Here is a 22,548-nt window from a genome sequence, read left to right as displayed (position 1 = left end):
GCAACCCTCTTCAGTTATCGGTGGTCAGCAGGGAAGCCTGCGGGGCGGCCGGCGTGGCCTGGCCCAGGCGCTTGCGGGCAATGCGCCCTTCAAGCACGCCGGCCAGGCGGGTCAGGCCGTAACACAGTACGTAATACGTAATGGCAAGAATAAAGAACACCTGGAACGGCTTGGTCAGCAGCTGGTTGTTGACCTGGTTGGCGGCGAACGTCACCTCCTGCACGTTGATCACATAGCCCAGGGAGGTCTCCTTGATGATCGAAACGAACTGGCTGATCAGGCTGGGCAGCGCGTTGTACAGCGCCTGCGGCAGGATCACCCACAGCGTGGTGCGCACATAGCCCAGGCCCAGGGCCCGCGCGCCTTCGTACTGGCCACCGGGCAACGCCTGGATGCCGCCACGAATGATCTCGCACAGGTAGGCGCTCTGGTACACCACCAGGGTGCAGAGCATGGTGGTGAAGCCGGTGATGTTGTGGCCGATCAGCAGCGGCACCAGGAAGTAGGTCCAGAAGATCACCATCAACAGCGGGATGCCGCGCAGCACGTACACCCACACCGTGGCCGGGTAACGCAGCCAGCGCCATGGCGACACCCGCGCCAGCGCCAGCAGCAGGCCCAGGGGGAACGCCAGCACCAGGGCCGCGGCCGCCAGAATCAGCGTGCTGGCCAGGCCGCCCAGGGGGCCGTGGGGGTATTGGCCGATGAGGAACAGCGGCCAGTTGTCGTGGACAATCTTGAACAAATCGAACATGGCCGCCTACCTCGCCAGGGCTTTGCTGAAGTGCCGCGCCACCAGGGCGCCAGCGCCCATCAGCAACAGCGAGAACACCAGGTACACCACCGTGGCCACCAGGTACGACTCGAACGTGCGGAAGGTGTAGTTCTCCACCTCGCGCGTGGCGTACGTCAGCTCCACCACGCCGATGGCCATGGCCAGGCTGGTGTTCTTGAACAGCAGCACGCTGTGGTTGATCAACGACGGCAGGCAGTTGCGCACGCCCTGGGGCAGGATCACGTAGCGCAGCGAGCGCACGTAGCCCAGGCCCAGCGCACGGGCGGCCTCGGTCTGGCCGTTGGGAATGGCGCGCAGGCCACTGCGAATGTCCTCGCTGAAATACGCCGCCTGGCACAGGCCCAGGGCGATGATGGAAAACAGGTATTCGCTGCTGTAGTTGGCCAGCCACACCTGAGTGTTGTCGCTGAGCAGCGTGGGGATGCCGAAGTACCACAGCATCAGTTGCACCAGGGTGGGTACGTTGCGGTGGTAGGAGACGTAGGCCGCCACCAGGCGCTCGGCGTACTGGTTGCCGGTCAGGCGGATGGACACCAGCAGCAGGGCCAGGACCATGGCCAGGCACCAGGCGAACAGCGCCAACTGCAGGGTCATGCCAATGCCCTTGAGGATCAGCTCGGCGTATTCGCCGTGCAGAATCGCGGCAAGATTGAAGGCGTGCGTCATGGTCAATTCCCATCGACTGGCGTGGGGCAGAAGCAAGGCGCCGGGGCGAACCCGACGCGGGCGCAGCAATGACGGCTAGGGCCGTTCTTCTTCGCAGGCCGGCGCTTCAGCCCTGCCACTCCTGGGGCCGCGCGGTGGACAGGCCGCCGGGCACCTGCAGGGTCGGGGTGATTTCCATGTGGCCGACGTTCATCGACACCGGGGCGGCGATGGCAAAGGCAATCGCGTTGGCGATGTCCTTGGCTTCCGGCAGCTCGAAGCCCTCGATGAAGCGCTTGCGCACCTCCTCGGAATCACCGTGCACGTGGGCGAAGATGTCGGTGGCGACACGCCCCGGGCAAATCTCGGTGACCCGCACGCGCTTGCCGAAGGCGTCCACCCGCAGTTGCTTGGAAAGCATGCTCACCGCCGCCTTGGTGGCGTGGTAGGTGGCGTTGCCGCCGAAGTTGTAGGCGGCGGCAATGGAGCTGATGTTGATGATGTGGCCGCAGTCGCGCTCCACCATGCCCGGCAGCGCCAGGCGCGCCAGGTGCAGCACCGCGCGCAGGTTGACGTCCACCAGCAGGTCGATGCCTTCGGCGTCGGCCTTGAGCAGCGAGCCCGGGCGGTCGACGCCGGCGTTGTTGACCAGGATGTCGAAGCGCTGGCGCTGGAACAGCGCGGTCAGCCCGGCCAGGTCAGTGACGTCGATGGGGTGGGCGATGCAGCCGGTGCGCTCGGCCAGTTCCGCCAACTTGTCGGCGCTGCGGGCCAGGGCGTGCACTTCGATGCCCTCGGCGCACAGGCGCTCGACCACGGCGGCGCCGATGCCGGACGAGGCGCCGGTGACCAGCGCGGTTTTGTAATCGGAAAATGGCATGGGGAAACTCCTTGAATCCTGCGTCTGCCTTGGACTGTACCGAGCACCGCTCGCACCGGCCAAGACGCATTGGTTGTGTGGCAATAAGGTGCGCTTATGACCGCACCAGTTGGCTGATCGGGGTGATGACGGCGCCCTGCCCTTCGATGAACGCGCGCAGGTCGCGGGCCAGGTCCACCGCGCCCGGCGTGTCGCCGTGCAGCAGGATGGAGCTGGCGTTGACCTTGACCCGCTGGCCGTCGAGGGTGGTGACGGTGCCGTCCTGCAACAGCTGGGCGACGCGCTCGCGCACCTGGGCCGGGTCCTTGATCACCGCGCCGGGCGTGCCGCGCGGCACCAGCAGGCACTGGGCGTCGTAGGCGCGGTCGGCGAGGAAGGTGGTGGCCACCGGCAGGCCGTGCCGGTCGGCGGCGGCCTCGATGGCCTGGCTGCTGGACGAGCTGATGATCAGGCTGCGGTCGAACTGCGCCACCGCACCCACCAGCACGTCGGCCATGGCGGCGTCGGCGGCCACGCGGTTGCCCAGCGCGCCGTGGAAGCTCATGTGGCTCATGCGGTAGCCCGCTACGGCGGCCATGCCCGCCAGGGCGCCCAGCTGGTAGACCACGTAGGTGGCCAGCTCCGCCACGTCGATGTTCATGGCGCGGCGGCCGAAGCCCTGCAGGTCGGGGTAGCCGACATGGGCGCCGAGGTCGATGCCCAGGGCCTTGGCGCGGCGCACCGTGGTGTCCATGATCAGCGGGTCGCCGGCGTGGAAACCGCAGGCCACGTTGGCCGAGGAGATGATTTCCATCAGCGCCTGGTCTTCGCCCATGGTCCACGGGCCAAAGCCCTCGCCCAGGTCGGCGTTCAAGTCGATACGCATAAGGGCCTCCTCAGCCGGCCAGGTCGAAAAGCGGCTGGCCGTAGCCCACCTGTTCACCTTCGGCGGCGCGCACGGCGCTCACCTGGCCGTCCTGCTGGCTGCGCACCGGCAGCAGCAAATGGCCGATCTGCAGCACGCCCACCAATTGCCCGTTGCGCACGCTGTCGCCGGGCTTGACCCAGGGCGCGCGCTCGTCGGGGTGGTGGCTGAAGAACAGCCCCGGGCCGCTGGCCTTGATCGACGCCACGGGCACTTCGACGCGGGCTGGCGGCTCAACGTGCAACACGGGAGCAGCCGCCGCCCCGCGGCGCAGCAGCAGGTCGAAGCCGGGGCGCTGGATGTGCAGCACGCTGAGGTTGGCGGCGCCGAGCCAGCCGGCCAACTGGCGGATTTCCTTGATGTTCATGGCAGGTTCCTCAAAGGCTGTGCAAGGTCAGCAGGCGGCGGGTGGCGTCGAGGAAGGCGCGGTTGGCCTCCAGCGCGTCCAGGGCCTGCTCGTAGCTGCAATGGATAAAGCGCACGCGGCTGCCAATGGGCGCCTGGCCCAGGCGCCAGAGGTCGGCCTCGATCACCGTGCCAAACTTGGGGTAGCCGCCGCTGGGTTGGGCGTCGCGCATCTGGATGATCGGCTGGCCGCCGTGGGGCACCTGGATCACGCCCGGGACGATGCCGTGGGAGCGCACCTCCAGGGGCTTTTCCGGCAGCAGCGGCTGGCCCTCCAGGCGGTAGCCGTAGCGGTTGCTCTGGGTGGTGACCTTCCACTCCCCGGCCCAGAACGCCGCTTGCGCCTCGGCGCTGAAGCAGTCGTATTCGGCGGCGGGCAGCACGCGCATGGCCGGCACGCCGTCCACTTCCAGGGGCAAGGCGCGGGTCGCCAGGCTGACGCCGAAGTCGCTGTTGCCGGCGTCGCCGCGGCGGCCTGCAGGCAGGCGGTCGCCCTGCTGCAACATGCGCCCGTTCAGGCCACCGAATTCGCCGCGCAACTGGGTGCTGCGCGAACCCAGCACCTCAGGGACGTCGACACCACCGGCCAGGCACAGGTAGGCGCGGCTGCCGGCGGAGGGGTAATTGAGCTTCAGCACCTGGCCGGCGCTGGCCTGGGCCACCCAGTTGGGCGGCAGCGCCTGGCCGTCGAGGGTGGCGCCACAGGCGGCACCGGTCACGGCAAACGCGCAGGCTTCAATAAAACGTGCCTCGAACGGGAACAGCGGAATCTCGATGGCGGCCGCGCCCTCCTCGTTGCCCAGCAGCAGGTTGCCGAGGATCAGCGACAGGCTGTCCATGGCCCCGGAGGTGCCCACGCCGTAGCCCAGGCTGCCGTGGCGCCCCAGGTCTTGGACGGTGGCCAGGGCGGTGGCACTGATGATCTCGATCATCGAATGATCCTCTCGATACGGAAGCGGATGTGGTCGCCGGGTTGCAGCAGCGCCGGGGGCGATTGTTCGGCGTCGAAGAACACCATGTCGGTGTGGCCAATGGTGTTCCAGCCGCTGGGGCCGGCCGAGGCCGACACGCCGGTCTGCACGCCACCGATCGACACCGCACCAGCGCCGATGCTGAGCACCGGCACCTGGCGCCGCGGCGTGGCCAGGCGCGGGTCCATGCCGCCGAGGTAGCAGTAGCCGGGGTGGCTGCCCAGGGCGTACACCGGGTACAGCGGCTCGGCGTGCAGGTTGGCGATGGTCTCGATGTCCAGGCCGGTGTGGGCGACCACGTCGGCCATGTGCGGGCCATGCTCGCCACCGTAGATCACCGGCAGTTCGATGATGCGGCCTTCCAGCGGCAGCGGCTGGCACTGCTCCCAGGCCTCCAGCAACCGGCTTTGCAGGCCCTGCAGGTCGCGCGGCGGGGTGGCGAAGGTCAGCATCAGGTTGTTCATGCCCGGCACGGCCTCGGCCACGCCGCCCCAGTCCTGGGCCAGGCGGGCCAGGGCCCAGATGCGTTGCTGCGGCGGCAGGTCGAGGCTGCCCGGTGCTTCGAGCAGCAGCGCGGTGGTGCCCAGCAGGCTGATGCGCGGGGTGGCGTCCATGTGCATGGCACTCATGATGCGGTCCTCTGTTGCAGCCAGCGTTCAAGGTGGTGAATGTCGACGCCGCCCTCGCAGAAGCCGGGGTCCTGGAGAATGTCGCGGTGCAGCGCGATGTTGGTGCTGATGCCTTCCACGCGCATCTCGCTCAACGCCAGGCGCATGCGCGCCAGGGCCTCGTCGCGGGTGGCGCCGTGGGTGATGACCTTGGCCACCATCGAGTCGTAGTACGGCGGCACGCGGTAGCCGTGGCTGACGTGGCTGTCGACGCGCACGCCGTAGCCACCGGGGATTTCCCAGCGGCCCACCTGGCCCGGGGTGGGCATGAAGGTGTCGGGGTCCTCGGCATTGATGCGGCATTCCAGGGCGTGGCCATGCACGCCGATGTCGGCCTGGGTCAGCATCAGGCGCTCGCCCTGGGCCATGCGGATCTGCTGCTGGACGATGTCGATGCCGGTGGTCATCTCGGTCACCGGGTGCTCCACTTGCAGGCGCGTGTTCATTTCAATGAAGTAGAACTCGCCGTGCTCGTAGAGGAACTCGAAGGTGCCGACGCCCACGTAGCCGATCTGCCGGCAGGCGGCGGCGCAGCGCTCGCCGACCTTGGCCACCAACGCGGGGTCGATGCCAGGCGCCGGCGCTTCTTCCAGCACTTTCTGGTGGCGGCGCTGCAGGGAGCAGTCCCGCGCGCCCAGCCACAAGGCATTGCCGTAGGCGTCGCAGAGCACCTGGATTTCCACGTGGCGCGGCTGGCCGAGGAATTTCTCGATGTACAGCTCCGGGTTGCCGAAGGCGCGCCGGGCTTCTTCGCGGGTCAGGTTGATGGCGTCGAGCAGCGCGGCCTCCTGCTCCACCACGCGCATGCCACGCCCGCCACCGCCGCCGGCGGCCTTGACGATCACCGGGTAGCCGATGTCGTGGGCGATGGCCAGGATGCTCTCGGCGTCGTCCGGCATGCTGGTGTCGGGGCCCGGCACGCAGGGCACGCCGGCTTCGCGCATGGCGCGCTTGGCCGAGACCTTGTCGCCCATGGTGCGGATGCACGCGGCGCTGGGGCCGATGAAGGTCAGGCCGGCCTGCTCGACGCGCTCGGCGAAGGCGGCGTTCTCGGACAGGAAGCCGTAGCCGGGGTGAATGGCCTGGGCGCCGCTGAGTTCGGCGGCGAACAGCACGGCGGCGTGGTCCAGGTAGCTTTGGCCGGGGGCCGCGGGGCCGATGCAGATGGCCTGGTCGGCCAGCTGCACGTAGCGGGCGTCGCGGTCGGCTTCCGAATACACGGCCACGGTCTTCAGGCCCAGGCCCTGGCAGGCACGCAGGATGCGCAGGGCAATCTCGCCGCGGTTGGCGATCAGCACGGTATCGAACATCACACGGCCTCCAGGCGGAACAGCGGCTTGCCGGCGGCGACTTCCTCACCGCTGGCGGCGAGGATGGCGCGCACGACGCCGGCGCGTTCGGCCTTCAGCGGGTGGAACATCTTCATGGCTTCCACCACGGCCAGGGTCTGGCCGGCCTCTACCGCGTCACCCACCTGCACGAACGCGGGCTGGTCGGGCGCGGGGGTCAGGTGCAGCACGCCGTAGAGGGCGGCGCTGGCTTCAAAGGTGTCGCTGCTGGGTGCCGGGGTGGCGGCGGCAACTGTCGCCGTCAGCGGGCGAGCGACGGCCGCCACGGGCTGGCCGTCGCGCAGCAGGCGCAGCTGGGTGTCGCCTTCGTTGAGGCTCAGCTCGCTGAGGTCGGATTCGGCCATCAGGTCGATCAGCGCTTTAATGCGTTCCGGGTTCATGCAATGGCCCCTGCCGTGAATAGTAAAAGTGGCTGGATGAACTCTATCGAGCGCACAAAAACACGGCCAAGACGGTTTGGCTGTGGAGAGATAAGGGTCGCTTATGACCATCGCGTAGCCGCTGCCGCCAGGCTGCGCTGGCCCTGTACCTCGCTGAAGGTCTTCAGGGTTCAGACTGGCCAGCGCAGCCTGACGGCAGCGGCTACGGCGGCGTTACCCACGCATCTCGGCAATCAACTCCAGCAAGATCGCCTTCACCGCTTGGGCCGGCACCGACAGCGGCAAATGCCCCGACAGGCACAGCGCCAGCGGCGCCTCGATGTCCGGCGCGGTGATGCGCACCAGGTGCGCCTCGTGCACGGCCACCAGGGCGCGGGCGGCGGACTCGGGGAGGATGGTGGAACCAAAATGCTCGCTGACGGCGGTGGCCAGGGTGGTGGAAGACTCCACCTCGGCGATCACCCGGGCGCTGAGGCCAATCTTCAGGAAGGCTTCGTCCACCAGGCGGCGCATGGTGTTGTAGGTGCGCGGCAGCAACAGCTCCAGCTCGGCCACTTCGGCCAGGCCGATCTCGTCGCGGCGTTGCAGCTCGGGGTCGGCGCTCACCAGGTACAGCTGCTCGCGCAACAGCGGCACGAAGGTCAGGCCGTGCACTTCGCGGCCGCCGTAGAGCACGGCCATGTCCATGCGGCCGTTCATGATCAGCTCACTGAGGGTGGTGCCAAAGTTTTCATTGAGGTACAGCAGGATGCCGGGGTGGCGCTCACGCACCCGGCGCAACAGCGGCAGCGACAGCGCCGAGGCCGCAGTGCCCGGGGCCAGGCCCACCGACACCTGGCCGGACAAGGCGAAACCGGTGGCGTTGACGTCGCTCTGAGCCTGCTCGCACTGGCGCAGGATTAGCTGCGCGTGGCCATACAGCACCTTGCCGGCCTCGGTGGGCGTGACGCCGCGCTTGGTGCGGATGATCAACTGCTGCTGCAGCTCGGCCTCCAGGGTGACCAGCTGCTGGCTCAGGGCTGGCTGGGCGATGTGCAGCACGTCGGCGGCCTGGGTCAGGCTGCCGACATCGACGATCTTCACGAAGTACTTCAAACGGCGCAGGTTCACGTGGGTGGCACACTCTGGCAGGTGGATAACACCTGATAGAGCAAGAGGCGGGCCATGTTTTGACTGGGTGGTCATGTGTCGCACTTCAGGGCCTCATCGCGAGCAAGCTCGGCTCCTACCGGTAGGAGCCGAGCTTGCTCGCGATGGCCCCACCATAAGTCTTTGATATGGCATCAGGACAAGAGGCTCCACTAAACCCGCCCATCCCCCGCAAATACGCCATAGCACCATCTTGGTGCACCCCATGCACCAAGCGGTCATAAGCTGTGCCTATCAAACCAGAACAAACTTGTCTTATCAGCCCCGCCGCCTCGCCTCGTAACGTAGCCGTCATCAGGCCACCACCGAGGACTCCCCCGTGACCGCTTCCCGCATCGCCGCCCGAGTGCACCGCATCAAACCCTCGCCCAGCAGCGCCGCTGCCGACCGCGCCAACGAACTGCGCCGCGCCGGCAAGTCGATCATCAACCTGGTGGTGGGCGAGCCCGACTTCGACACCCCGGCGCACATCCGCCAGGCCGCCTGCGCCGCCATCGACAACGGCGACACCCGCTACACCCAGAACGCCGGCACCCCGGAACTGCGCCAGGCCATCGTTGCCAAGCTGCAGCGTGAAAACGGCCTGGCCTACACGCCGTCTCAGGTAGTAGTCACCAACGGCGCCAAGAGCGCCATCTACAACGCTTTCTCCGCCACCCTGGGCCCGGGCGACGAGGTGCTGATTCCCGCGCCCTACTGGGTGTCGTACCCGGACATGGTGCTGGCCTGCGAAGGCGAGCCGGTGACCCTGGCCTGCACCGAGGAACACCACTTCAAGCTCACCGCCGAGCAGCTGCGTGCCGCGATTACCCCGCGCACCCGCTGGCTGCTGCTGAACTCGCCGAGCAACCCCACCGGCGCCGTGTACCACGCCGAGGAGCTGCGCGCCCTGGCCGACGTGCTGCTGGACTACCCCGACGTGCTGGTGATGACCGACGACATCTACGAGCACATCCGCTACGACGACCGCCCCGCCACCCACATCCTGGCCGTGGAACCGCGGCTCAAGGACCGCGTGCTGGTGATCAACGGCGTGTCCAAGTCCTACGCCATGACTGGCTGGCGCATCGGCTTCGGCGCCGGCCCCGCCGACCTGATCACCGCCATGGCCACCCTGCAGTCGCAGTCCACCAGCAACGCCTGCAGCGTCAGCCAGGCTGCCGCGGTGGCCGCCCTCAACGGTGACCAGAGCTTCATCGAGCAAAGCCGCGCGGTGTACCGCCAGCGCCGCGACCGCTGCCTGGAACTGATCAACGCCATCGACGGCCTCAGCTGCATTCCGCCCGAAGGCGCCTTCTACCTGTACGTCAACTGTGGCGCCGTGCTGGGCAAGCGCACTCCGCAAGGCCAGGTGCTGGCCAGCGACAGCGACTTCATCCTCTACCTGCTGGAAAGCCAGGGCGTGGCGGTGATTCCCGGCAGCGCCTACGGCCTGGCACCGTTCTTCCGCATGTCCACGGCCTCGGCCATCGAGACCCTGGAAACCGGCTGCCAGCGCATCGCCGCCGCCGTCGCGGCGCTGGTGTAAGGGGTTCGATGATGACGATGCCGAGCCACAGCGCCCTGACCTTCAAGCAAGCCTTGCTGGCCATGCTCGGCCTCTCCCTGGTGCTGATGCTCTCGGCCCTCGACCAGACGGTGATCGGCAACGCCTTGCCGAGCATCGTCGCCCAGTTGCAGGGCTTCGAGCTGTACGCCTGGGTAGCCACCGGCTACCTGCTGGCCTCCATCGTCACCATCCCGATTTTCGGCCGCCTGGGCGACTACTACGGGCGCAAGCCCTTCGTGCTGGCGGCCACGGTGATCTTCACCCTGGCCTCGCTGGTGTGTGCCCTGGCCAACGACATGCTGGTGCTGGTGCTGGGCCGCGCCCTGCAAGGGGTGGGCGGCGGCATGCTGATCGGCACTGCGTTTGCCTGCATCCCCGAACTGTTTCCCGACACCCGCCAGCGCCTGCGCTGGCAGATCCTGCTGAGCGCGCTGTTCAGCGTGGTCAACGCCATCGGCCCGGGCCTGGGCGGGTATTTGACCGGCGCCTTCGGCTGGCGCTCGGTGTTCTATATCAACCTGCCGCTGGGCGCGGTGGCGCTGTGCTTCGCCTGGCGCTACCTGCCCCATTATCGTCCGCTGCAAAGCCGCGCCATTCGCCTGGACTGGCTGGGCGCGCTGCTGATCGCGGTGGCGCTGGGCAGTTTGCAATTGTTCGTGGAATGGCTGGGCCAGGCCCAGGTGTGGGGCAGCGCGATACTGGGTGCGGTGTGCATCGCCGCTGCGGTCGCGCTGTGGTGCTGGGAGCGCCGCTGCAGCGATGCGCTGTTGCCGGCCGCGCTGTTCCGCTCGCCCAGCGTGCGCCTGCTGTTCGTGCTGTCGCTGCTGGCCGGGGCCATCATGTTCAGCCTGCTGTTCTATCTGCCGCTGCTGCTGCAAGGCAGCTACGGCTATTCGCCCCAAGACGCCGGCCTGCTGATCACGCCGCTGGCCCTGAGCATCACCCTGGGGGCCATCGTCAACGGCCGCATCATCACCCACCTGCGCAACCCCAACCTGATTCCCCTGGCAGGTTTCGCCGTGCTGCTGGTGGCCTGCGCCGGGCTGGCGCTGGTGGGCCTGCACGCCTCGTTCCACGCGTTGCTGGGGCTGATTCTGCTGGCCGGGCTGGGCCTGGGGTTCATCCTGATGAACCTCACGGTGTTCACCCAGACCCTGGCCGAGCGGCAGTTCCTGGGCATCGCCACCGCCCTCACCCAGTCGCTGCGCCTGGTGGGCGGGTTGCTGGGCACGGCCGTGATGGGCGTGCTGATCAAACTGCTGTACGCCAGCCACCTGCAAGGCGCGTTCATCGCCGCCGGCCAGGCCGACGCCCTGCCCCGCTTCATCGACCCACAAGTGCTGCTCAAGGCCGGCGGCGACCCGGCGCTGCTGCAGCTGGCCCGCCAGGCACTGGCGCAAGCGCTGGGCAGCGGCCTGCTGCTGTGCGCCGGCCTGGGCGTGCTGGCCCTGTGGGTGCTGTACCGCTTGCCGCCGGTGGCGCTGACCCGCGCCGCCGCACCTGTTGCTCCTGAAGAACAATAAAAACCTTAACTGCCGCCCCTGCACCTGCCTCTCACAACATTGACTACAGCATGAGGAATTCCCGATGGTGCTCTTGAATCGCGCAGCTTACCGCGCACCCGCAATTCTGGCCGGCCTGTGCGGCCTGGCCATGGCGCAACCAAGCAACGCCGAAGGCTTTATCGAGGACAGCACCGCGACCCTGCTGGCGCGCAACTTCTTCAGCAACGCCGACAACCGCAGCGGCGCCGCCAACCCCAACTACACCCAGGAATGGGGCCAGGGCTTCATCCTCAACTTCAAGTCCGGCTACACCCCCGGCACCGTCGGTTTCGGCGTGGACGCCATTGGCATGCTCGGCATCAAGCTGGACTCGGGCAAGGGCACCCACTACAACCCGTCGGGCACCGCCTACAACGGCAACATCTTCCCCACCGACAACGGCCGCGCCGCCGATGAGTTCGGCAGCCTGGGCGCCACGGCGAAGATGCGCTTCGCCAAGACCGAGGTGCGCGCCGGTACCCTGGTGCCGATGCTGCCGGTGGTGATGTCCACCGACCGCCTGCTGCAACAGACCTTCAACGGCGAGCAGATCCAGTCCAAGGACCTCGACCACTTCACCTTCATCGCCGGCCAACTGGACAGCGTCAAGGGCCGTGGGTCGACCAACCAGATGGGCATGTCCATTCCCGGCTCCAACAGCCGCCTCACCGGCAAGTTCGTGCACAAGTTCCAGTACGCCGGCGTCGACTGGAAAGCCACCCCCGACCTGCTGCTGCAGTACTACTACGGCGGCCTGGAGAACTTCTACAACCAGCACTTCCTGGGCCTGGTGAACAACTGGAAGGTGGGCCCCGGCACCCTGCGCACCGACCTGCGTTACTTCAACAACAGCTCGGCCGGCAAGAACGACAATGACCCGGACTACTACACCGCCGGCTACTACGGCGACGGTGTGACCAAGGGCAAGGTCGACAGCCAGCTGTCCAGCGCGCTGTTCACCTACCTGGTGGGCCCACACACGATCGCCGCCGGCTACCAGCAGGTGACCGGCGACAGCGATGCGGTGTGGCTGAACCAGGGCGACGGCTCGACGTCGTACTTCATCACCGAGTCGATGATCGGCAAGTTCCAGCGCGCCGGCGAACGCACCTGGCAGGTGCGCTACGGCTATGACTTCGCCGCCATGGGCGTGCCGGGCCTGACCTTCCTGGGCATGTACGAAAGCGGCTCGGGCGCGCGCACCGCCACTGGCGACAAGAGTGAGTGGGAGCGCAACCTGACCCTGACCTACACCGTGCAATCGGGCCCGGCCAAGGACCTCAGCGTGGCGCTGCGGCACGCCTCCATGCGCACCGAGTTTCCCGGCGTGCGCGACCAGGACGAGCACCGGGTGATCGTCACCTACCCGATCAATCTGTTCTGACCGGGTCGCCTTCGGACGCGGCCTGGCGGCCGCTGCTACACGCCCCGTAGCAGCTGCCGAAGGCGGCGTCCTGCAGCGACAACAAATACTCGCCAAACCCCTCGCGGCACTTGAAATCGCGGCGCGCGCTGGTGACCACCGAGGTGGTTGCCGTCCACACGATGCGCGCGCCGATGCGCTCAAGGTCTGCGACCAACTGCACGTCTTCATGGGCCGCCAGGTGCTGGAAACCGCCAGCCCTGGCATAGGCCTCGGCGCTCAGCCCCAGGTTGGCGCCATGGATGTGCCGGTGCCCCTCCTCGAACCGGTACCCCGCCAGGTACTTCGCCCGCGCCTGCTCGGTGTGCTCGGCCCAGCTGTCCACCGCCACCGTGCCACACACCGCATCGGCCTGGAACGCCAGTTGGCGCGCCAGCCAGTCGCCCGGCACCCGCGTGTCGGCATCGGTAAACGCCAGCCATTGCGCGCCGGCGTTGAGCAACGCCTGGGCGCCGAAGGCCCGCGCCTTGCCGACGTTGCGAAAGCCCACCTCCAGCACCTCGCACCCGGCCGCAGCCGCCAGCAACCCGGTTTCGTCGCTGCAGTGGTCGAGCACCACCAGCACTTTTACCGTCATGCCCGCCAGCTGCGGGTGCCGCGCCGCCGCCTGGATCGAGGCCAGGCAAGGGGCGATGTAGCTTGCTTCATTGTGCGCCGGAATCACCACACCAATCATGAGTCGCCCTCTTCTGCCCGAGCCCGCCTGTTCCCAATCGACCCGGGCGCCTTGAAGAAGGTTTAAAAAATTTCGCCGGCAGAAAAAACGAACCATTGGCCTTGGGGCGGTTCAACCGTGCATACACCCCAGGAGACCATCATGAGCACCGACAACCGCCCCGAAAACGCCCCGCCCACCGACACTTCCGGCAAACCGGTGAACGTGGTGAAGCGCGACCTGGAAGACCGCGACGACGACACCCGTGGCGTCGATGAGGTCATCACCCCTTCATCCACCCGCGCCAAAGAGCAGGACGCCGAGACCCTGCAAAAGAAAACCGCCGAAATCGAACGCAAGGTCGCCGACGGCAACTGACCTCACACCCGTAGCAGCTGCCGCAGGCTGCGTCCGGTGCCAATACCGTGGTGCGGCCGGACGCGGCCTTATGGCCGCTGCTACAGGTTTGGCGTCTTGCCGAGTGCGTGGCATGCTATTCACCTCGACCCCACTCCGCTGGCTGGAACACTGCCGTGACCCCATCCCTCGACCTGCGTAGCTACAGCGGCGAATGCGCCCACCACCAGCACGGCTTTACCCAGCTGGTGCTGCCGTGGCCGGCGGCATGGAGATGGAAGTGCAGGGCCGTGGCGCGCGCCTGGACCTGTCGCTGGCGGCGCTGATCGCCCCCGGTGCTGAGCACGGCCAGCGCGCCGACGGCGCCAACCGCTTCCTGGTGTTGGACTGCCCCAACGGCTGGTTCGAGGCACGCACCCTCGAGGCCCTGGCACGCCGCACCTACGTGCCGGTGTCCGCCGCCACCCGCCGCCTGATCGAGTTCGCCGACCTGCTCGGCGCACAGGGGCTGCCCCAGAGTGCGCCACACCTGCTGCCGCTGTTGCTCGACAGCCTGGGCCGTGACGCCGGCCAGCCGGCCAGCGGCATGGACCGCCTGCTGGCACACCTGGAAGCCGACCCCGGCCAGGCCTGGAGCAACGAGGCCATGGCCCGGGTCGCCGCCATGAGCGTCAGCCAGCTGCACCGGCGCTTTGCCGAGCGCTACGCGCAAGCGCCCCAGGCGTGGCTGGCGCAGCTGCGCATGCGCCATGCCTGCCGCTGGCTGGCCGAGAGCCGCCTACCACTCGCCGATATCGCCCTGAAGGTCGGTTTCAGCGACCAGGCCGCCCTCACCCGGGCCATGCGCCGCCTGTGCGACACCACGCCGGCGGCCTACCGCCACGCCGCGCGCCAGCCTGGGTAAAGGCGTCGACAGCCTGGGCCAATACGCCGAAGCGCGCAGCCGGCACACTGCGGCCCTTTCCATCAGGCGGTTGCTGCATGACAACTCATCCATCCTTGGCCAAGGGCATTGGCTACGGCGTCGCCGCGGGCATGTGCTGGGGCGTGATCTTTCTTGGCCCGGCGCTGACGCCGCAGCTGTCGGGGCTTGAATTCGCGGTACTGCGTTTCCTTGCCTACGGGCTGTTCTCCCTGGCGTTGCTGCTGCCGCGCTGGCGCCAGGTGCGCGCGCAGTTGACTCGCGCCGACTGGCGGGCGCTGTGCTGGCTGAGCCTGGTTGGCACGCTGATTTATTACGCGCTGGTGGGCAGCGCCGTGCAGCGGGTCGGCGTGGCCACCACCTCGCTGGTGGTCGGGCTGATCCCGGTGCTGGTAGCGCTTGCCGGCCGTGGCGACGCCGGCGCCGTGCCCTTCGCCCGGCTGCTGCCCTCGCTGGCGTGCGCCACCGCAGGGGTGGCGCTGATCAGCCTGCACGCCATGCACGGCGCCGCGCTGGGCAGCGTCGTCGGGCTGCTGTGCGCGTTTGGCGCGCTGCTGACCTGGAGCTGGTACGCGGTCAGCAACGCCCGGCGCCTGGCGCTGACCGCCGTGTCGGCCCAGGACTGGGCGCTGTTGACCGGTGTGGTCACCGGCGCCCTGGCGCTGCTGCTGGCCGTGCCGGTGCTGGGCAGCCACCTGGCCGCTATCGACCTGCACGCCGTGCTGGTCACCGCCGGGGTGGCGCTGCTGGCCTCGGTGATCGGCGGCGCCTTCTGGAACCAGGCCAGCCGCCTGCTGCCCCTGGCCTTGAGCGGCCAGGTGCTGGTGATCGAAACCCTCAGCGCGCTGCTGCTGGGCTTCCTCTGGGAGCAGCGCTGGCCGGACAGCCAGGAGGTGGTCGCCATGGTGCTGCTGGTGGTGGGCGTGGCCTGGTGCCTGCGCAGCCACCAGCGCCACCGGCTCACGCCTTGATCGCGGCCTCGATGGCGGCGACGTCGATCTTGCCCATGGTCATCATCGCCTCGAACGCGCGCCGGGCGGCCTCGCGGTCGCTGCCGGTGAACGCCTCGGTCAGCACCCGCGGGGTGATCTGCCAGGACAGCCCCCACTTGTCTTTGCACCAGCCGCACTCGCTGGCCTGGCCGCCGTTGCCGACGATGGCGTGCCACAGGCGGTCAGTCTCGGCCTGGTCCTCCGTGGCCACCTGGAAGGAAAAGGCCTCGCTGTGGGGAAAGCCTGGGCCGCCATTGAGGCCCAGGCACGGGATGCCCATCACCGTGAAGTCCACCGTCAGCACGTCGCCCTCCTTGCCCGCCGGGTAGTCCGAGGGCGCGCGGTGCACCGCGCCCACCGCGCTGTCTGGAAAGGTTTGCGCGTAAAAAGTCGCGGCGTCCAGCGCCTCGCCGTCGTACCACAGGCAAAGGGTGTTCTTGTTCATGGCAGTGCGCTCCAGGCAATGAGTCCACCCCTGAAGCGTAGCTTGCGCGGTTGTGTGATAATTGCCGCTCAGCCATTTCCAGCCGAGAAGCCGCGCATGCCTTACCGGGCCCCACGGGACCTCGCCCTTGACCTCGCCTTGCGCAGCCTGCTCGAGAACCAGGTGCGCGAGGGGCATTACGCCAGCGTCGAGGACGCCCGCCAGGCGGCGCAGCAGATCCTCCACACCGCGCCCTCCGAGGCGCGCGACGTCACCGCCGAACAGCCGCGCGAGACCGCCCTGCACGACTCCATGGACTTCGCCCGCCTGGCCCTGTCCGCCGTCAGCGGCGTGGGCGTGTGGACCTACGAGGTGGCCAACGACTGCTTCTACTGCGACGCCGGCATCAGCGAGCTGTACGCCATCGACCCGGTGCAGGGCGCCCAGGGCATCAAGCGCACGGACTTTCTTGCCAACGTGCACGGCGACGACCTGGCCGCGCTGCGCCGGACCATGGCCGGCGGCCTGGTCAACAGCGGCGACCTGGAGCTGGAATACCGCATCGTCCACCCCGACGGCTCGGTGCGCTGGGTGCTGTCGCGCGGCCACACCTACTTCAACGCCGCCGGCGAGCCCGTGCGGCGCACCGGCGTGGGCGTCGACATGACCGCCCAGCGCCTGCTGGAACAGCAGCTGCGCCAAAGCCAGAAGATGGAAGCCGTGGGCCAACTCACTGGCGGCCTGGCCCACGACTTCAACAACCTGCTGACCGGCGTCATGGGCAGCCTGGAGATGATCCGCCTGCGCATCGCCAAGGGCCGCGTCGCCGAAACCGGGCGCTACCTGGACGCCGCCCTGGGCGCCGCACGGCGGGCCGCGGCGCTCACCCATCGGCTGCTGGCCTTCTCGCGCCGGCAGACCCTGGACCCCACGCCCACCGACGCCAACCGCCTGGTGCTGGGCATGCTGGAGCTGATCCGCAGCACCGTCGGCCCGGCCGTACAGGTGGACCTCCACAGCGAACAGCCGCTGTGGCTGACCCAGGTGGACGCCAACCAGCTGGAAAACGCCCTGCTCAACCTGTGCATCAACGCCCGCGACGCCATGCCCCTGGGCGGCACCCTGGGCATCCAGACCCGCAACTGCACACTGGCCGCCAAGGCCGCCCGCGAGCGCGACCTGGTGCCCGGCGAGTACCTGGCCCTGAGCGTCAGCGACACCGGCAGTGGCATGAGCAGCGACGTCATGGCCCACGCCTTCGACCCGTTCTTCACCACCAAGCCCACGGGCAAGGGCACCGGCCTGGGCCTGTCGATGATCTACGGCTTCGTGCGCCAGTCCGGCGGCAGCGTGCACATCCAGTCGCAGCCTGACCAGGGCACCACCATGACCCTGTACCTGCCGCGCTCGCGCGAAGCTTTGGGCGACGCCCAGGCGCCATTGCCACCGGCGCCGCTGCCCCACGCGGAACAGGGTGAGACCGTGCTGGTGATCGACGACGAACCCACCGTGCGCATGTTGGTCATCGAAGTGCTGGACGAACTGGGCTACACCGCCCTGGAAGCCGCCGACGGCGCCAGCGGCCTGGACATTCTGCAGTCCAGCCGGCGGATCGACCTGCTGGTCACCGACGTCGGCCTGCCCGGCGGCATCAACGGCCGCCAGGTGGCGGACGCCGGCCGCAGCCTACGCCCTGGGCTCAAGGTGCTGTTCATCACCGGCTACGCCCATAACGCCGAGGCCTGGGCGCAACAGCTCGAGCCGGGCATGCACCTGCTGACCAAGCCGTTCACCATGGAAGACCTGGCCAGCCGCATCAACACCGCCATTACCGCTGCGTAACCCCGCCACGCGGCGCCTGTAGCAGCGGCCGCAGGCCGCGTCCACGTACGACACGGATTTGCGCGGTGCCCGGACGCAGCCTGCGGCAGCTGCTACGAGGCTATATGGGCGTGCTGGTGCCGGCGGGCCGCCCACACCACGCCGCCCACCAGCAGCGCGATCGACACCAGCTCCATCAGCCCCGGCGCGCGCTGGCCGTAGACGAAACCGTAGACACAGGCGAACAGCGTCTCGAAGACGATCATCTGCCCGCTCAGGGAACTGGCCATGCGCCGCGAGCAGGCGTTCCACAGGCTGTTGGCCAGCCACGAGCCGCACAGCGCCAGGAACAGGCTTACCCACAGGAAGGTCATCCAACGATCGTGGTCCACCTGGGCCGGCACCAGGTTGGGGAACAGCAACAGGGCAAGCGCGCCCACCACCACGGCAACGCCGCCGGTGACGATGCCCAGCAGCGTCGACCACTCGCTGCTGTTGAAGTGGCTGTGCTTGAGGTAGCGCCCGTTGTGGGTGGCGTACCACGACCAGCACACCACGCCACTCAGGCCGCAGGCCAGGCCCAGCAGCTGGCGGCCCAGGGAGGTGCCGCCAGCATGGCCGCCGGCGTGCTGCAGGCTCACCGATACGATGCCGAGGAATACCATCAGCAGTGGCAGCTTGAGCCGCTTCATCGGCAGCGAACCGGCGTCGCCGCGCCCCAGGAAGGTAATGGCCACCGGCAGCATGCCGTTGATCAGCGCCGCCGTGGTCACCCCGCTCAGCTGCACCGAGGCCCCCAGCAGGGCGAAGTTGAGCACGTTGCCGGTCAGCGACAGGCGCAGCAGCATCGACAGGTCGCGGCGCTTGAGCCGCGCCAGCAGGCGCCCGGCCATGGGCAGCGCCACCAGCAACGAAAACAGCCCGTACAAGGCAAAACGCACGCTGCTGATCAGTACCGCGTTGAACTCGGGCAACAACGACGGGGCGATGATCACCCCGCCCCAGATGGCCCCGGCCAACACGGCAAACACTATCCCACGGTTCATTGTCTCGACTCTGGCAGTTAACGCTAATGGCGCGATTCTAGCCGTGGACAGCGCCCGTCACCTGCGATAAAAAGTGGGCTACCCATTCCCCAGGGGAATGCCTGCGAGGACCCTCATCATCAACCGTTACCTGCGTACCCTGCCGCCGCTGGAAACCCTGATCACCTTCGAGGCCGTGGCCCGCCACGCCAGCTTCACCGCCGCGGCGGGTGAGCTGTTCCTCACCCAAAGCGCGGTGAGCAAACAGATGCGCCAGCTGGAAGACGCCATGGGCGTGCCGCTGTTCGAGCGCAAGCCGCGCGGTGTGGCCCTGACCGGTGCCGGCGACGAGCTGCTGATGACCGTCAACGTGCTGCTGGGCACCCTGTACCAGAGCGTCACGCGCATCCGCAACGTGCACCAGAGCAACGCCGTGTCGGTGCTGGCCACCCACGCCCTGGCGCAGTTCTGGCTGTTCCCCAAGCTGATCGAGTTCAACAAGGTCTACCCCGACATCGCCGTGCACGTGCACGCCATCAACGAATTCGACGACACCAGCCTCAACGACTTCGACCTGGGCGTGCTGTACGGCGACGGCGCCTGGGCGACCCTGGACAGCGATTTCCTGTTGCCGGAGATCGTCTATCCGGTGGCCCACCCCGGCCTGGACGTGGCCGCCATCGACAGCCTGGCGCAGCTGGCCAAGGCCAACCTGGTGCAGATCGACACCCGCGCCTGGCAATGCATGGACTGGCCGCAATGGTTCGGCCACCTGGGCGTGGACTACACGCCACGGGACAAGGCGCCGGTGTTCAACCAGCTGACCCTGGCCTACCGCGCCGTGCAGCAAGGCATGGGCATTGGCCTGGCATGGTCGTTCATGGCCGATGAGGCGTTGGCCAGGGGCGAACTGCAGCGGGTGACGGATTTTGAATGCCGCACCGGCAAGGGCGAATACCTGGTGTCGGTGAAGCACCGCGGACGCTCGGCGTGCGCGGCGGTGTTTCGCGAGTGGCTGCTGGCGTCGATGCAGGAATGACGGCCAACAAAAAACCCCTGACGCCTTGCGGCAATCAGGGGTTTCGGAAGTTGTGGTGCCCAGAGACGGAGTCGAACCGCCGACACGAGGATTTTCAATCCTCTGCTCTACCGACTGAGCTATCTGGGCAACGGGGCGCATTAAACGTGTTTTCAGCCCATGCGTCAAGCGCCAAAACAAAAAAAAATACAACAAATACCGAAACTTACGTAAACCCCGTAGCAGCTGCCGCAGGCTGCGTCCCGCATTTTCCCAGGTTTGGACGCAGCCTGCGGCAACTGCTACGGGGTGGGGTGGTGCTGCACTAGGAAGTCGACGAAGGCGCGGACGCGGGCTGGCATGGCCGCGCCGCCGATGAAGACGGCGTGGATCGGCTCGCGGTCGTCGGGGTTGTAGGCTTCCAGCAGCGGCACCAAGGTGCCGTCGCGCAGCTGCTGCGCCACGCTGAAGGCGCCGATGCGCGCAATGCCCGCGCCCAGGCTGGCCAGCTGCGCCAGCGCCTCGCCGCTGTTGCCTTCGATGGTGCCGCTGACTTTCAAAGCGAAGTCCTCGCCGTCGCGGCGGAACGGCCAGTCGCTGGTGGCGCGGCGGAAGTTGAAGCGCAGGCAGTTGTGCGCCAGCAGGTCTTCGGGCACCTGCGGGGTGCCGCAGCGGGCCAGGTACTCGGGGGATGCCACCACCACCTGGCCGGTGTCGCCGATCAGCCGCGCGGTCAGCGGGCTGTCGGCCAGTTGGCCGAAGCGGATGGCGACGTCGGCCTGGCCGGCGAGAATATCGACCACCTCGTCGCCCAGCATCAGGTCCACCAAGATGGCCGGGTAACGGGCGCTGAACGCCGCCACCAGCGGCACGATGGTCTGCCGGCCATGGGCCAGGGCGGCGCTGACCCGCAGCCGGCCGCGCGGCACGCCCTGGTCGGTGATGGCGTCCTCGACCTCGGCCAGGTCCGCCAAAATCCGCCGCGCGCCGCGCAGGTAGGCCTCGCCTTCAGCCGTGAGGGTGATGGCGCGGGTGGTGCGGATCAGCAGCCGCGTGCCCAGGCGCTGCTCGGTGCGGGCGATGATGCGGCTGACCGACGACGGCGTCAGCCCCAGTGCCCGCGCCGCGCCCGACAGGCTGCCGGCCTCGGCCACCCTGACGAACACGTCGATTTCCCCCGAACGCCCGGTGATGTCCATTTGTGCTTCCTACGCAAAGGTGTTGGTCCCGAACTGGGACTACCGCTGTAAAAGCCTCGATCGTAGCATTCACCGCATAGATGAGGAGTAACCTATGCGTATCAATCCACCGTTAATCGCTCTGTCCATCGGCGCCTTTGGCATCGGCGTCACCGAGTTCGCGCCCATGGGCATGCTGCCGGGCATTGCCGCCGACCTGGGCGTGTCGATTCCCACTGCCGGCCTGCTGGTCAGCGCCTACGCCCTGGGCGTGCTGATCGGCGCGCCGCTGATGACCCTGGCCACCGCCCGCGTGCCACGCCGCCAGCTGCTGATCGGGCTGATGGCGATCTTCACCCTCGGCAACCTGCTGTCAGCCCTGGCCAGCAACTACGAAACCCTGCTGATGGCGCGGGTGGTGACCTCGCTCAACCACGGCGCGTTCTTCGGGATCGGCTCCATCGTCGCCGCCAGCGTGGTGCCGCCGGACAAGCGCGCCGGCGCCGTGGCCGCCATGTTCATGGGCCTGACCCTGGCGACCATCGGCGGCGTGCCCCTGGCCACCTGGTTCGGCGAAACCTTCGGCTGGCGCACGGCGTTCTGGGGCATTGCCAGCCTGGGTGCGGTGGCCATGGCCTCGCTGTGGTACGCCCTGCCCAACGTGCCGGCGCCCAAGGGTGATGGCCTGATGGCGGAGATCCGCGTGCTGGGCCGCGGCCCGGTGCTGTCGGCGCTGGCGTTGACCGTGGTGGGTTCCAGCGCCATGTTCACCGTGTTCACCTACATCGCGCCTATTTTGCGCGACGCCACCCACGCCTCCACCAACTTCATCACCGGCATGCTGGTGCTGTTCGGCATCGGCCTGACCCTGGGCAACATCTGGGGTGGCAAAGCCGCCGACCGCTCGGTGGACCGCACGCTGATCGTCTCGCTGGCGGTGTTGATCGTGGTGCTGCTGGCCTTCGCGGTGCTGATGCGCTGGCCGCTGGCGGCTGCAGTGGCGATTCTGGTGTGGGGCGCGGCGAGCTTCGCCCTGGTGCCGCCGCTGCAGATGCGCGTGATGGAAGCGGCCAAGGACGCCCCCAACCTGGCCTCGGCGGTGAACATCGGCGCGTTCAACTTCGGCAACGCCATTGGCGCCGCCCTGGGTGGCGCGGTGATCAACGCGGGCCTGGGCTACCCGGCCATTTCCCTGGCGGGCGCCGGCATGGGCGCGCTGGGACTGCTGATGGTGCTGGCCATGACCTGGCGCGCCCAGTACGCTGCCGCCGCTGACACCCCTGCCGCGTAGCCGCTGCCGAAGGCTGCGCTGGCCCGAATCCACGCTGGAGATCTTCAGTGTACTCAAGGGCCAGCGCAGCCTGGCGGCAGCGGCTACCACGTTGCCGCCGCTGACACCCCGTCGCGTAGCCGCTGCCGCCGCTGACACCCCTGCCGCGTAGCCGCTGCCGAAGGCTGCGCTGGCCCGAATCCACACTGGAGATCTTCAGTGT

Annotated in this window: 23 protein-coding genes and 1 tRNA gene; 9 read left to right on the top strand and 15 right to left on the bottom strand. The window is 68.1% G+C overall.

Features of this window, described 5'->3' with window-relative positions:
- Nucleotides 1-10 precede the first annotated feature (10 nt).
- The 10 genes from AC0Z2B_RS25225 to nac all read right to left on the bottom strand — a co-directional run bounded on the left by AC0Z2B_RS25225 (nt 11) and on the right by nac (nt 8,108).
- Nucleotides 11-754, bottom strand: coding sequence for an ABC transporter permease subunit (locus AC0Z2B_RS25225; RefSeq protein WP_473006502.1), 744 nt, complete (start codon nt 752-754; stop codon nt 11-13).
- A 6-nt stretch (nt 755-760) separates the two neighbouring features.
- Nucleotides 761-1,462 (bottom strand): amino acid ABC transporter permease, encoded by a 702-nt coding sequence (locus AC0Z2B_RS25220; RefSeq protein WP_476300241.1) that lies wholly within the window; start codon nt 1,460-1,462, stop codon nt 761-763.
- Nucleotides 1,463-1,568: 106 nt separating this feature from the next.
- Nucleotides 1,569-2,321 carry an SDR family oxidoreductase gene (locus tag AC0Z2B_RS25215; RefSeq protein WP_416424007.1) on the bottom strand — a complete coding sequence of 251 codons (753 nt, stop codon included), beginning with the start codon at nt 2,319-2,321 and terminating at the stop codon, nt 1,569-1,571.
- Nucleotides 2,322-2,415: 94 nt separating this feature from the next.
- The gene (locus tag AC0Z2B_RS25210; RefSeq protein ID WP_476300238.1) at nt 2,416-3,186 is read right to left on the bottom strand and encodes a LamB/YcsF family protein; all 771 of its coding nucleotides are present in this window, start codon (nt 3,184-3,186) and stop codon (nt 2,416-2,418) included.
- Between the two features lie 10 nt (nt 3,187-3,196).
- Nucleotides 3,197-3,592 (bottom strand): acetyl-CoA carboxylase biotin carboxyl carrier protein, encoded by a 396-nt coding sequence (locus AC0Z2B_RS25205; RefSeq protein WP_476300236.1) that lies wholly within the window; start codon nt 3,590-3,592, stop codon nt 3,197-3,199.
- 10 nt (nt 3,593-3,602) lie between these two features.
- Nucleotides 3,603-4,562 carry a 5-oxoprolinase subunit C family protein gene (locus AC0Z2B_RS25200; protein WP_476300233.1) on the bottom strand — a complete coding sequence of 320 codons (960 nt, stop codon included), beginning with the start codon at nt 4,560-4,562 and terminating at the stop codon, nt 3,603-3,605.
- Nucleotides 4,559-5,230: a 5-oxoprolinase subunit PxpB gene (gene pxpB, locus AC0Z2B_RS25195; RefSeq protein ID WP_476300230.1), complete on the bottom strand. Its 672-nt coding sequence runs from the start codon at nt 5,228-5,230 to the stop codon at nt 4,559-4,561. The genes AC0Z2B_RS25200 and pxpB overlap by 4 nt, the downstream gene beginning before the upstream one ends.
- Nucleotides 5,227-6,579: an acetyl-CoA carboxylase biotin carboxylase subunit gene (gene accC, locus AC0Z2B_RS25190; RefSeq protein WP_476300228.1), complete on the bottom strand. Its 1,353-nt coding sequence runs from the start codon at nt 6,577-6,579 to the stop codon at nt 5,227-5,229. The genes pxpB and accC overlap by 4 nt, the downstream gene beginning before the upstream one ends.
- Nucleotides 6,579-6,998, bottom strand: a complete 420-nt coding sequence (locus AC0Z2B_RS25185) for an acetyl-CoA carboxylase biotin carboxyl carrier protein (protein ID WP_476300226.1) — start codon at nt 6,996-6,998, stop codon at nt 6,579-6,581. The genes accC and AC0Z2B_RS25185 overlap by 1 nt, the downstream gene beginning before the upstream one ends.
- A gap of 213 nt (nt 6,999-7,211) precedes the next feature.
- Nucleotides 7,212-8,108, bottom strand: a complete 897-nt coding sequence (gene nac / locus AC0Z2B_RS25180; RefSeq protein WP_476300223.1) for a nitrogen assimilation transcriptional regulator NAC — start codon at nt 8,106-8,108, stop codon at nt 7,212-7,214.
- Nucleotides 8,109-8,466: 358 nt separating this feature from the next.
- On the opposite strand from nac, the gene AC0Z2B_RS25175 reads away from it, so the two are divergent.
- The 3 genes from AC0Z2B_RS25175 (at nt 8,467) to AC0Z2B_RS25165 (ending at nt 12,624) form a co-directional block, all read left to right on the top strand.
- Nucleotides 8,467-9,675: an aspartate transaminase gene (locus AC0Z2B_RS25175; protein WP_476300221.1), complete on the top strand. Its 1,209-nt coding sequence runs from the start codon at nt 8,467-8,469 to the stop codon at nt 9,673-9,675.
- An 11-nt stretch (nt 9,676-9,686) separates the two neighbouring features.
- A complete protein-coding gene (locus AC0Z2B_RS25170) occupies nt 9,687-11,219 on the top strand; it encodes an MFS transporter (protein ID WP_476300296.1) in 1,533 nt (510 codons plus the stop codon).
- Between the two features lie 64 nt (nt 11,220-11,283).
- Nucleotides 11,284-12,624 carry an OprD family porin gene (locus AC0Z2B_RS25165; protein ID WP_476300219.1) on the top strand — a complete coding sequence of 447 codons (1,341 nt, stop codon included), beginning with the start codon at nt 11,284-11,286 and terminating at the stop codon, nt 12,622-12,624.
- Here AC0Z2B_RS25165 and AC0Z2B_RS25160 read toward each other — a convergent pair.
- Nucleotides 12,611-13,339, bottom strand: coding sequence for a glycosyltransferase family 2 protein (locus AC0Z2B_RS25160; RefSeq protein WP_476300217.1), 729 nt, complete (start codon nt 13,337-13,339; stop codon nt 12,611-12,613). The two genes, AC0Z2B_RS25165 and AC0Z2B_RS25160, sit on opposite strands and share 14 nt — an antisense overlap.
- A 141-nt stretch (nt 13,340-13,480) precedes the next feature.
- On the opposite strand from AC0Z2B_RS25160, the gene AC0Z2B_RS25155 reads away from it, so the two are divergent.
- From AC0Z2B_RS25155 to AC0Z2B_RS25145, 3 genes are all read left to right on the top strand, one after another.
- Nucleotides 13,481-13,696 carry a hypothetical protein gene (locus AC0Z2B_RS25155; RefSeq protein ID WP_416423995.1) on the top strand — a complete coding sequence of 72 codons (216 nt, stop codon included), beginning with the start codon at nt 13,481-13,483 and terminating at the stop codon, nt 13,694-13,696.
- A gap of 193 nt (nt 13,697-13,889) precedes the next feature.
- On the top strand, nt 13,890-14,579 hold the full coding sequence (locus tag AC0Z2B_RS25150) for an AraC family transcriptional regulator (protein WP_476300215.1): 690 nt from the start codon (nt 13,890-13,892) through the stop codon (nt 14,577-14,579).
- A 77-nt stretch (nt 14,580-14,656) separates the two neighbouring features.
- Nucleotides 14,657-15,568 (top strand): DMT family transporter, encoded by a 912-nt coding sequence (locus tag AC0Z2B_RS25145; RefSeq protein WP_476300213.1) that lies wholly within the window; start codon nt 14,657-14,659, stop codon nt 15,566-15,568.
- Here AC0Z2B_RS25145 and AC0Z2B_RS25140 read toward each other — a convergent pair.
- On the bottom strand, nt 15,558-16,034 hold the full coding sequence (locus AC0Z2B_RS25140) for a VOC family protein (RefSeq protein ID WP_476300211.1): 477 nt from the start codon (nt 16,032-16,034) through the stop codon (nt 15,558-15,560). The two genes, AC0Z2B_RS25145 and AC0Z2B_RS25140, sit on opposite strands and share 11 nt — an antisense overlap.
- A gap of 96 nt (nt 16,035-16,130) precedes the next feature.
- Here AC0Z2B_RS25140 and AC0Z2B_RS25135 point away from each other — a divergent pair, with 96 nt between their 5' ends.
- Nucleotides 16,131-17,855, top strand: coding sequence for an ATP-binding protein (locus AC0Z2B_RS25135; RefSeq protein ID WP_476300209.1), 1,725 nt, complete (start codon nt 16,131-16,133; stop codon nt 17,853-17,855).
- Nucleotides 17,856-17,947: 92 nt separating this feature from the next.
- On the opposite strand, the gene AC0Z2B_RS25130 is transcribed toward AC0Z2B_RS25135, so the two are convergent.
- The gene (locus AC0Z2B_RS25130; protein ID WP_476300207.1) at nt 17,948-18,880 is read right to left on the bottom strand and encodes a DMT family transporter; all 933 of its coding nucleotides are present in this window, start codon (nt 18,878-18,880) and stop codon (nt 17,948-17,950) included.
- 97 nt (nt 18,881-18,977) lie between these two features.
- On the opposite strand from AC0Z2B_RS25130, the gene AC0Z2B_RS25125 reads away from it, so the two are divergent.
- The gene (locus AC0Z2B_RS25125) at nt 18,978-19,898 is read left to right on the top strand and encodes a LysR substrate-binding domain-containing protein (RefSeq protein ID WP_476300205.1); all 921 of its coding nucleotides are present in this window, start codon (nt 18,978-18,980) and stop codon (nt 19,896-19,898) included.
- Nucleotides 19,899-19,951: 53 nt separating this feature from the next.
- On the opposite strand, the gene AC0Z2B_RS25120 is transcribed toward AC0Z2B_RS25125, so the two are convergent.
- Together AC0Z2B_RS25120 and AC0Z2B_RS25115 are read right to left on the bottom strand one after the other, a co-directional pair.
- A tRNA-Phe gene (locus tag AC0Z2B_RS25120) sits at nt 19,952-20,027 on the bottom strand.
- 152 nt (nt 20,028-20,179) lie between these two features.
- Nucleotides 20,180-21,076 carry a LysR family transcriptional regulator gene (locus AC0Z2B_RS25115; protein WP_476300203.1) on the bottom strand — a complete coding sequence of 299 codons (897 nt, stop codon included), beginning with the start codon at nt 21,074-21,076 and terminating at the stop codon, nt 20,180-20,182.
- 94 nt (nt 21,077-21,170) lie between these two features.
- Between AC0Z2B_RS25115 and AC0Z2B_RS25110 the strand changes: the two genes are divergently transcribed.
- Nucleotides 21,171-22,346 (top strand): MFS transporter, encoded by a 1,176-nt coding sequence (locus tag AC0Z2B_RS25110; RefSeq protein ID WP_476300201.1) that lies wholly within the window; start codon nt 21,171-21,173, stop codon nt 22,344-22,346.
- Nucleotides 22,347-22,548: the final 202 nt, after the last annotated feature.

The sequence above is a fragment of the Pseudomonas sp. GYB4201 genome (genome assembly GCF_056312595.1).
This window is presented reverse-complemented; position numbering and strand designations above follow the sequence as displayed.

Excerpts from the sequence above, each read along its gene's own strand:
- AC0Z2B_RS25210 (WP_476300238.1), bottom strand. The coding sequence starts at position 3,186 with ATGCGTATCGACTTGAACGCCGACCTGGGCGAGGGCTTTGGCCCGTGG.
- AC0Z2B_RS25225 (WP_473006502.1), bottom strand. The coding sequence starts at position 754 with ATGTTCGATTTGTTCAAGATTGTCCACGACAACTGGCCGCTGTTCCTC.
- AC0Z2B_RS25125 (WP_476300205.1), top strand. The coding sequence starts at position 18,978 with ATGCCTGCGAGGACCCTCATCATCAACCGTTACCTGCGTACCCTGCCG.
- AC0Z2B_RS25215 (WP_416424007.1), bottom strand. The coding sequence starts at position 2,321 with ATGCCATTTTCCGATTACAAAACCGCGCTGGTCACCGGCGCCTCGTCC.
- AC0Z2B_RS25160 (WP_476300217.1), bottom strand. The coding sequence starts at position 13,339 with ATGATTGGTGTGGTGATTCCGGCGCACAATGAAGCAAGCTACATCGCC.
- AC0Z2B_RS25145 (WP_476300213.1), top strand. The coding sequence starts at position 14,657 with ATGACAACTCATCCATCCTTGGCCAAGGGCATTGGCTACGGCGTCGCC.
- AC0Z2B_RS25110 (WP_476300201.1), top strand. The coding sequence starts at position 21,171 with ATGCGTATCAATCCACCGTTAATCGCTCTGTCCATCGGCGCCTTTGGC.
- pxpB (WP_476300230.1), bottom strand. The coding sequence starts at position 5,230 with ATGAGTGCCATGCACATGGACGCCACCCCGCGCATCAGCCTGCTGGGC.
- AC0Z2B_RS25155 (WP_416423995.1), top strand. The coding sequence starts at position 13,481 with ATGAGCACCGACAACCGCCCCGAAAACGCCCCGCCCACCGACACTTCC.
- AC0Z2B_RS25185 (WP_476300226.1), bottom strand. The coding sequence starts at position 6,998 with ATGAACCCGGAACGCATTAAAGCGCTGATCGACCTGATGGCCGAATCC.
- AC0Z2B_RS25170 (WP_476300296.1), top strand. The coding sequence starts at position 9,687 with ATGACGATGCCGAGCCACAGCGCCCTGACCTTCAAGCAAGCCTTGCTG.
- AC0Z2B_RS25205 (WP_476300236.1), bottom strand. The coding sequence starts at position 3,592 with ATGAACATCAAGGAAATCCGCCAGTTGGCCGGCTGGCTCGGCGCCGCC.
- AC0Z2B_RS25115 (WP_476300203.1), bottom strand. The coding sequence starts at position 21,076 with ATGGACATCACCGGGCGTTCGGGGGAAATCGACGTGTTCGTCAGGGTG.
- AC0Z2B_RS25220 (WP_476300241.1), bottom strand. The coding sequence starts at position 1,462 with ATGACGCACGCCTTCAATCTTGCCGCGATTCTGCACGGCGAATACGCC.
- accC (WP_476300228.1), bottom strand. The coding sequence starts at position 6,579 with ATGTTCGATACCGTGCTGATCGCCAACCGCGGCGAGATTGCCCTGCGC.
- AC0Z2B_RS25140 (WP_476300211.1), bottom strand. The coding sequence starts at position 16,034 with ATGAACAAGAACACCCTTTGCCTGTGGTACGACGGCGAGGCGCTGGAC.
- AC0Z2B_RS25130 (WP_476300207.1), bottom strand. The coding sequence starts at position 18,880 with ATGAACCGTGGGATAGTGTTTGCCGTGTTGGCCGGGGCCATCTGGGGC.
- AC0Z2B_RS25165 (WP_476300219.1), top strand. The coding sequence starts at position 11,284 with ATGGTGCTCTTGAATCGCGCAGCTTACCGCGCACCCGCAATTCTGGCC.
- AC0Z2B_RS25135 (WP_476300209.1), top strand. The coding sequence starts at position 16,131 with ATGCCTTACCGGGCCCCACGGGACCTCGCCCTTGACCTCGCCTTGCGC.
- AC0Z2B_RS25150 (WP_476300215.1), top strand. The coding sequence starts at position 13,890 with ATGCGCCCACCACCAGCACGGCTTTACCCAGCTGGTGCTGCCGTGGCC.
- AC0Z2B_RS25200 (WP_476300233.1), bottom strand. The coding sequence starts at position 4,562 with ATGATCGAGATCATCAGTGCCACCGCCCTGGCCACCGTCCAAGACCTG.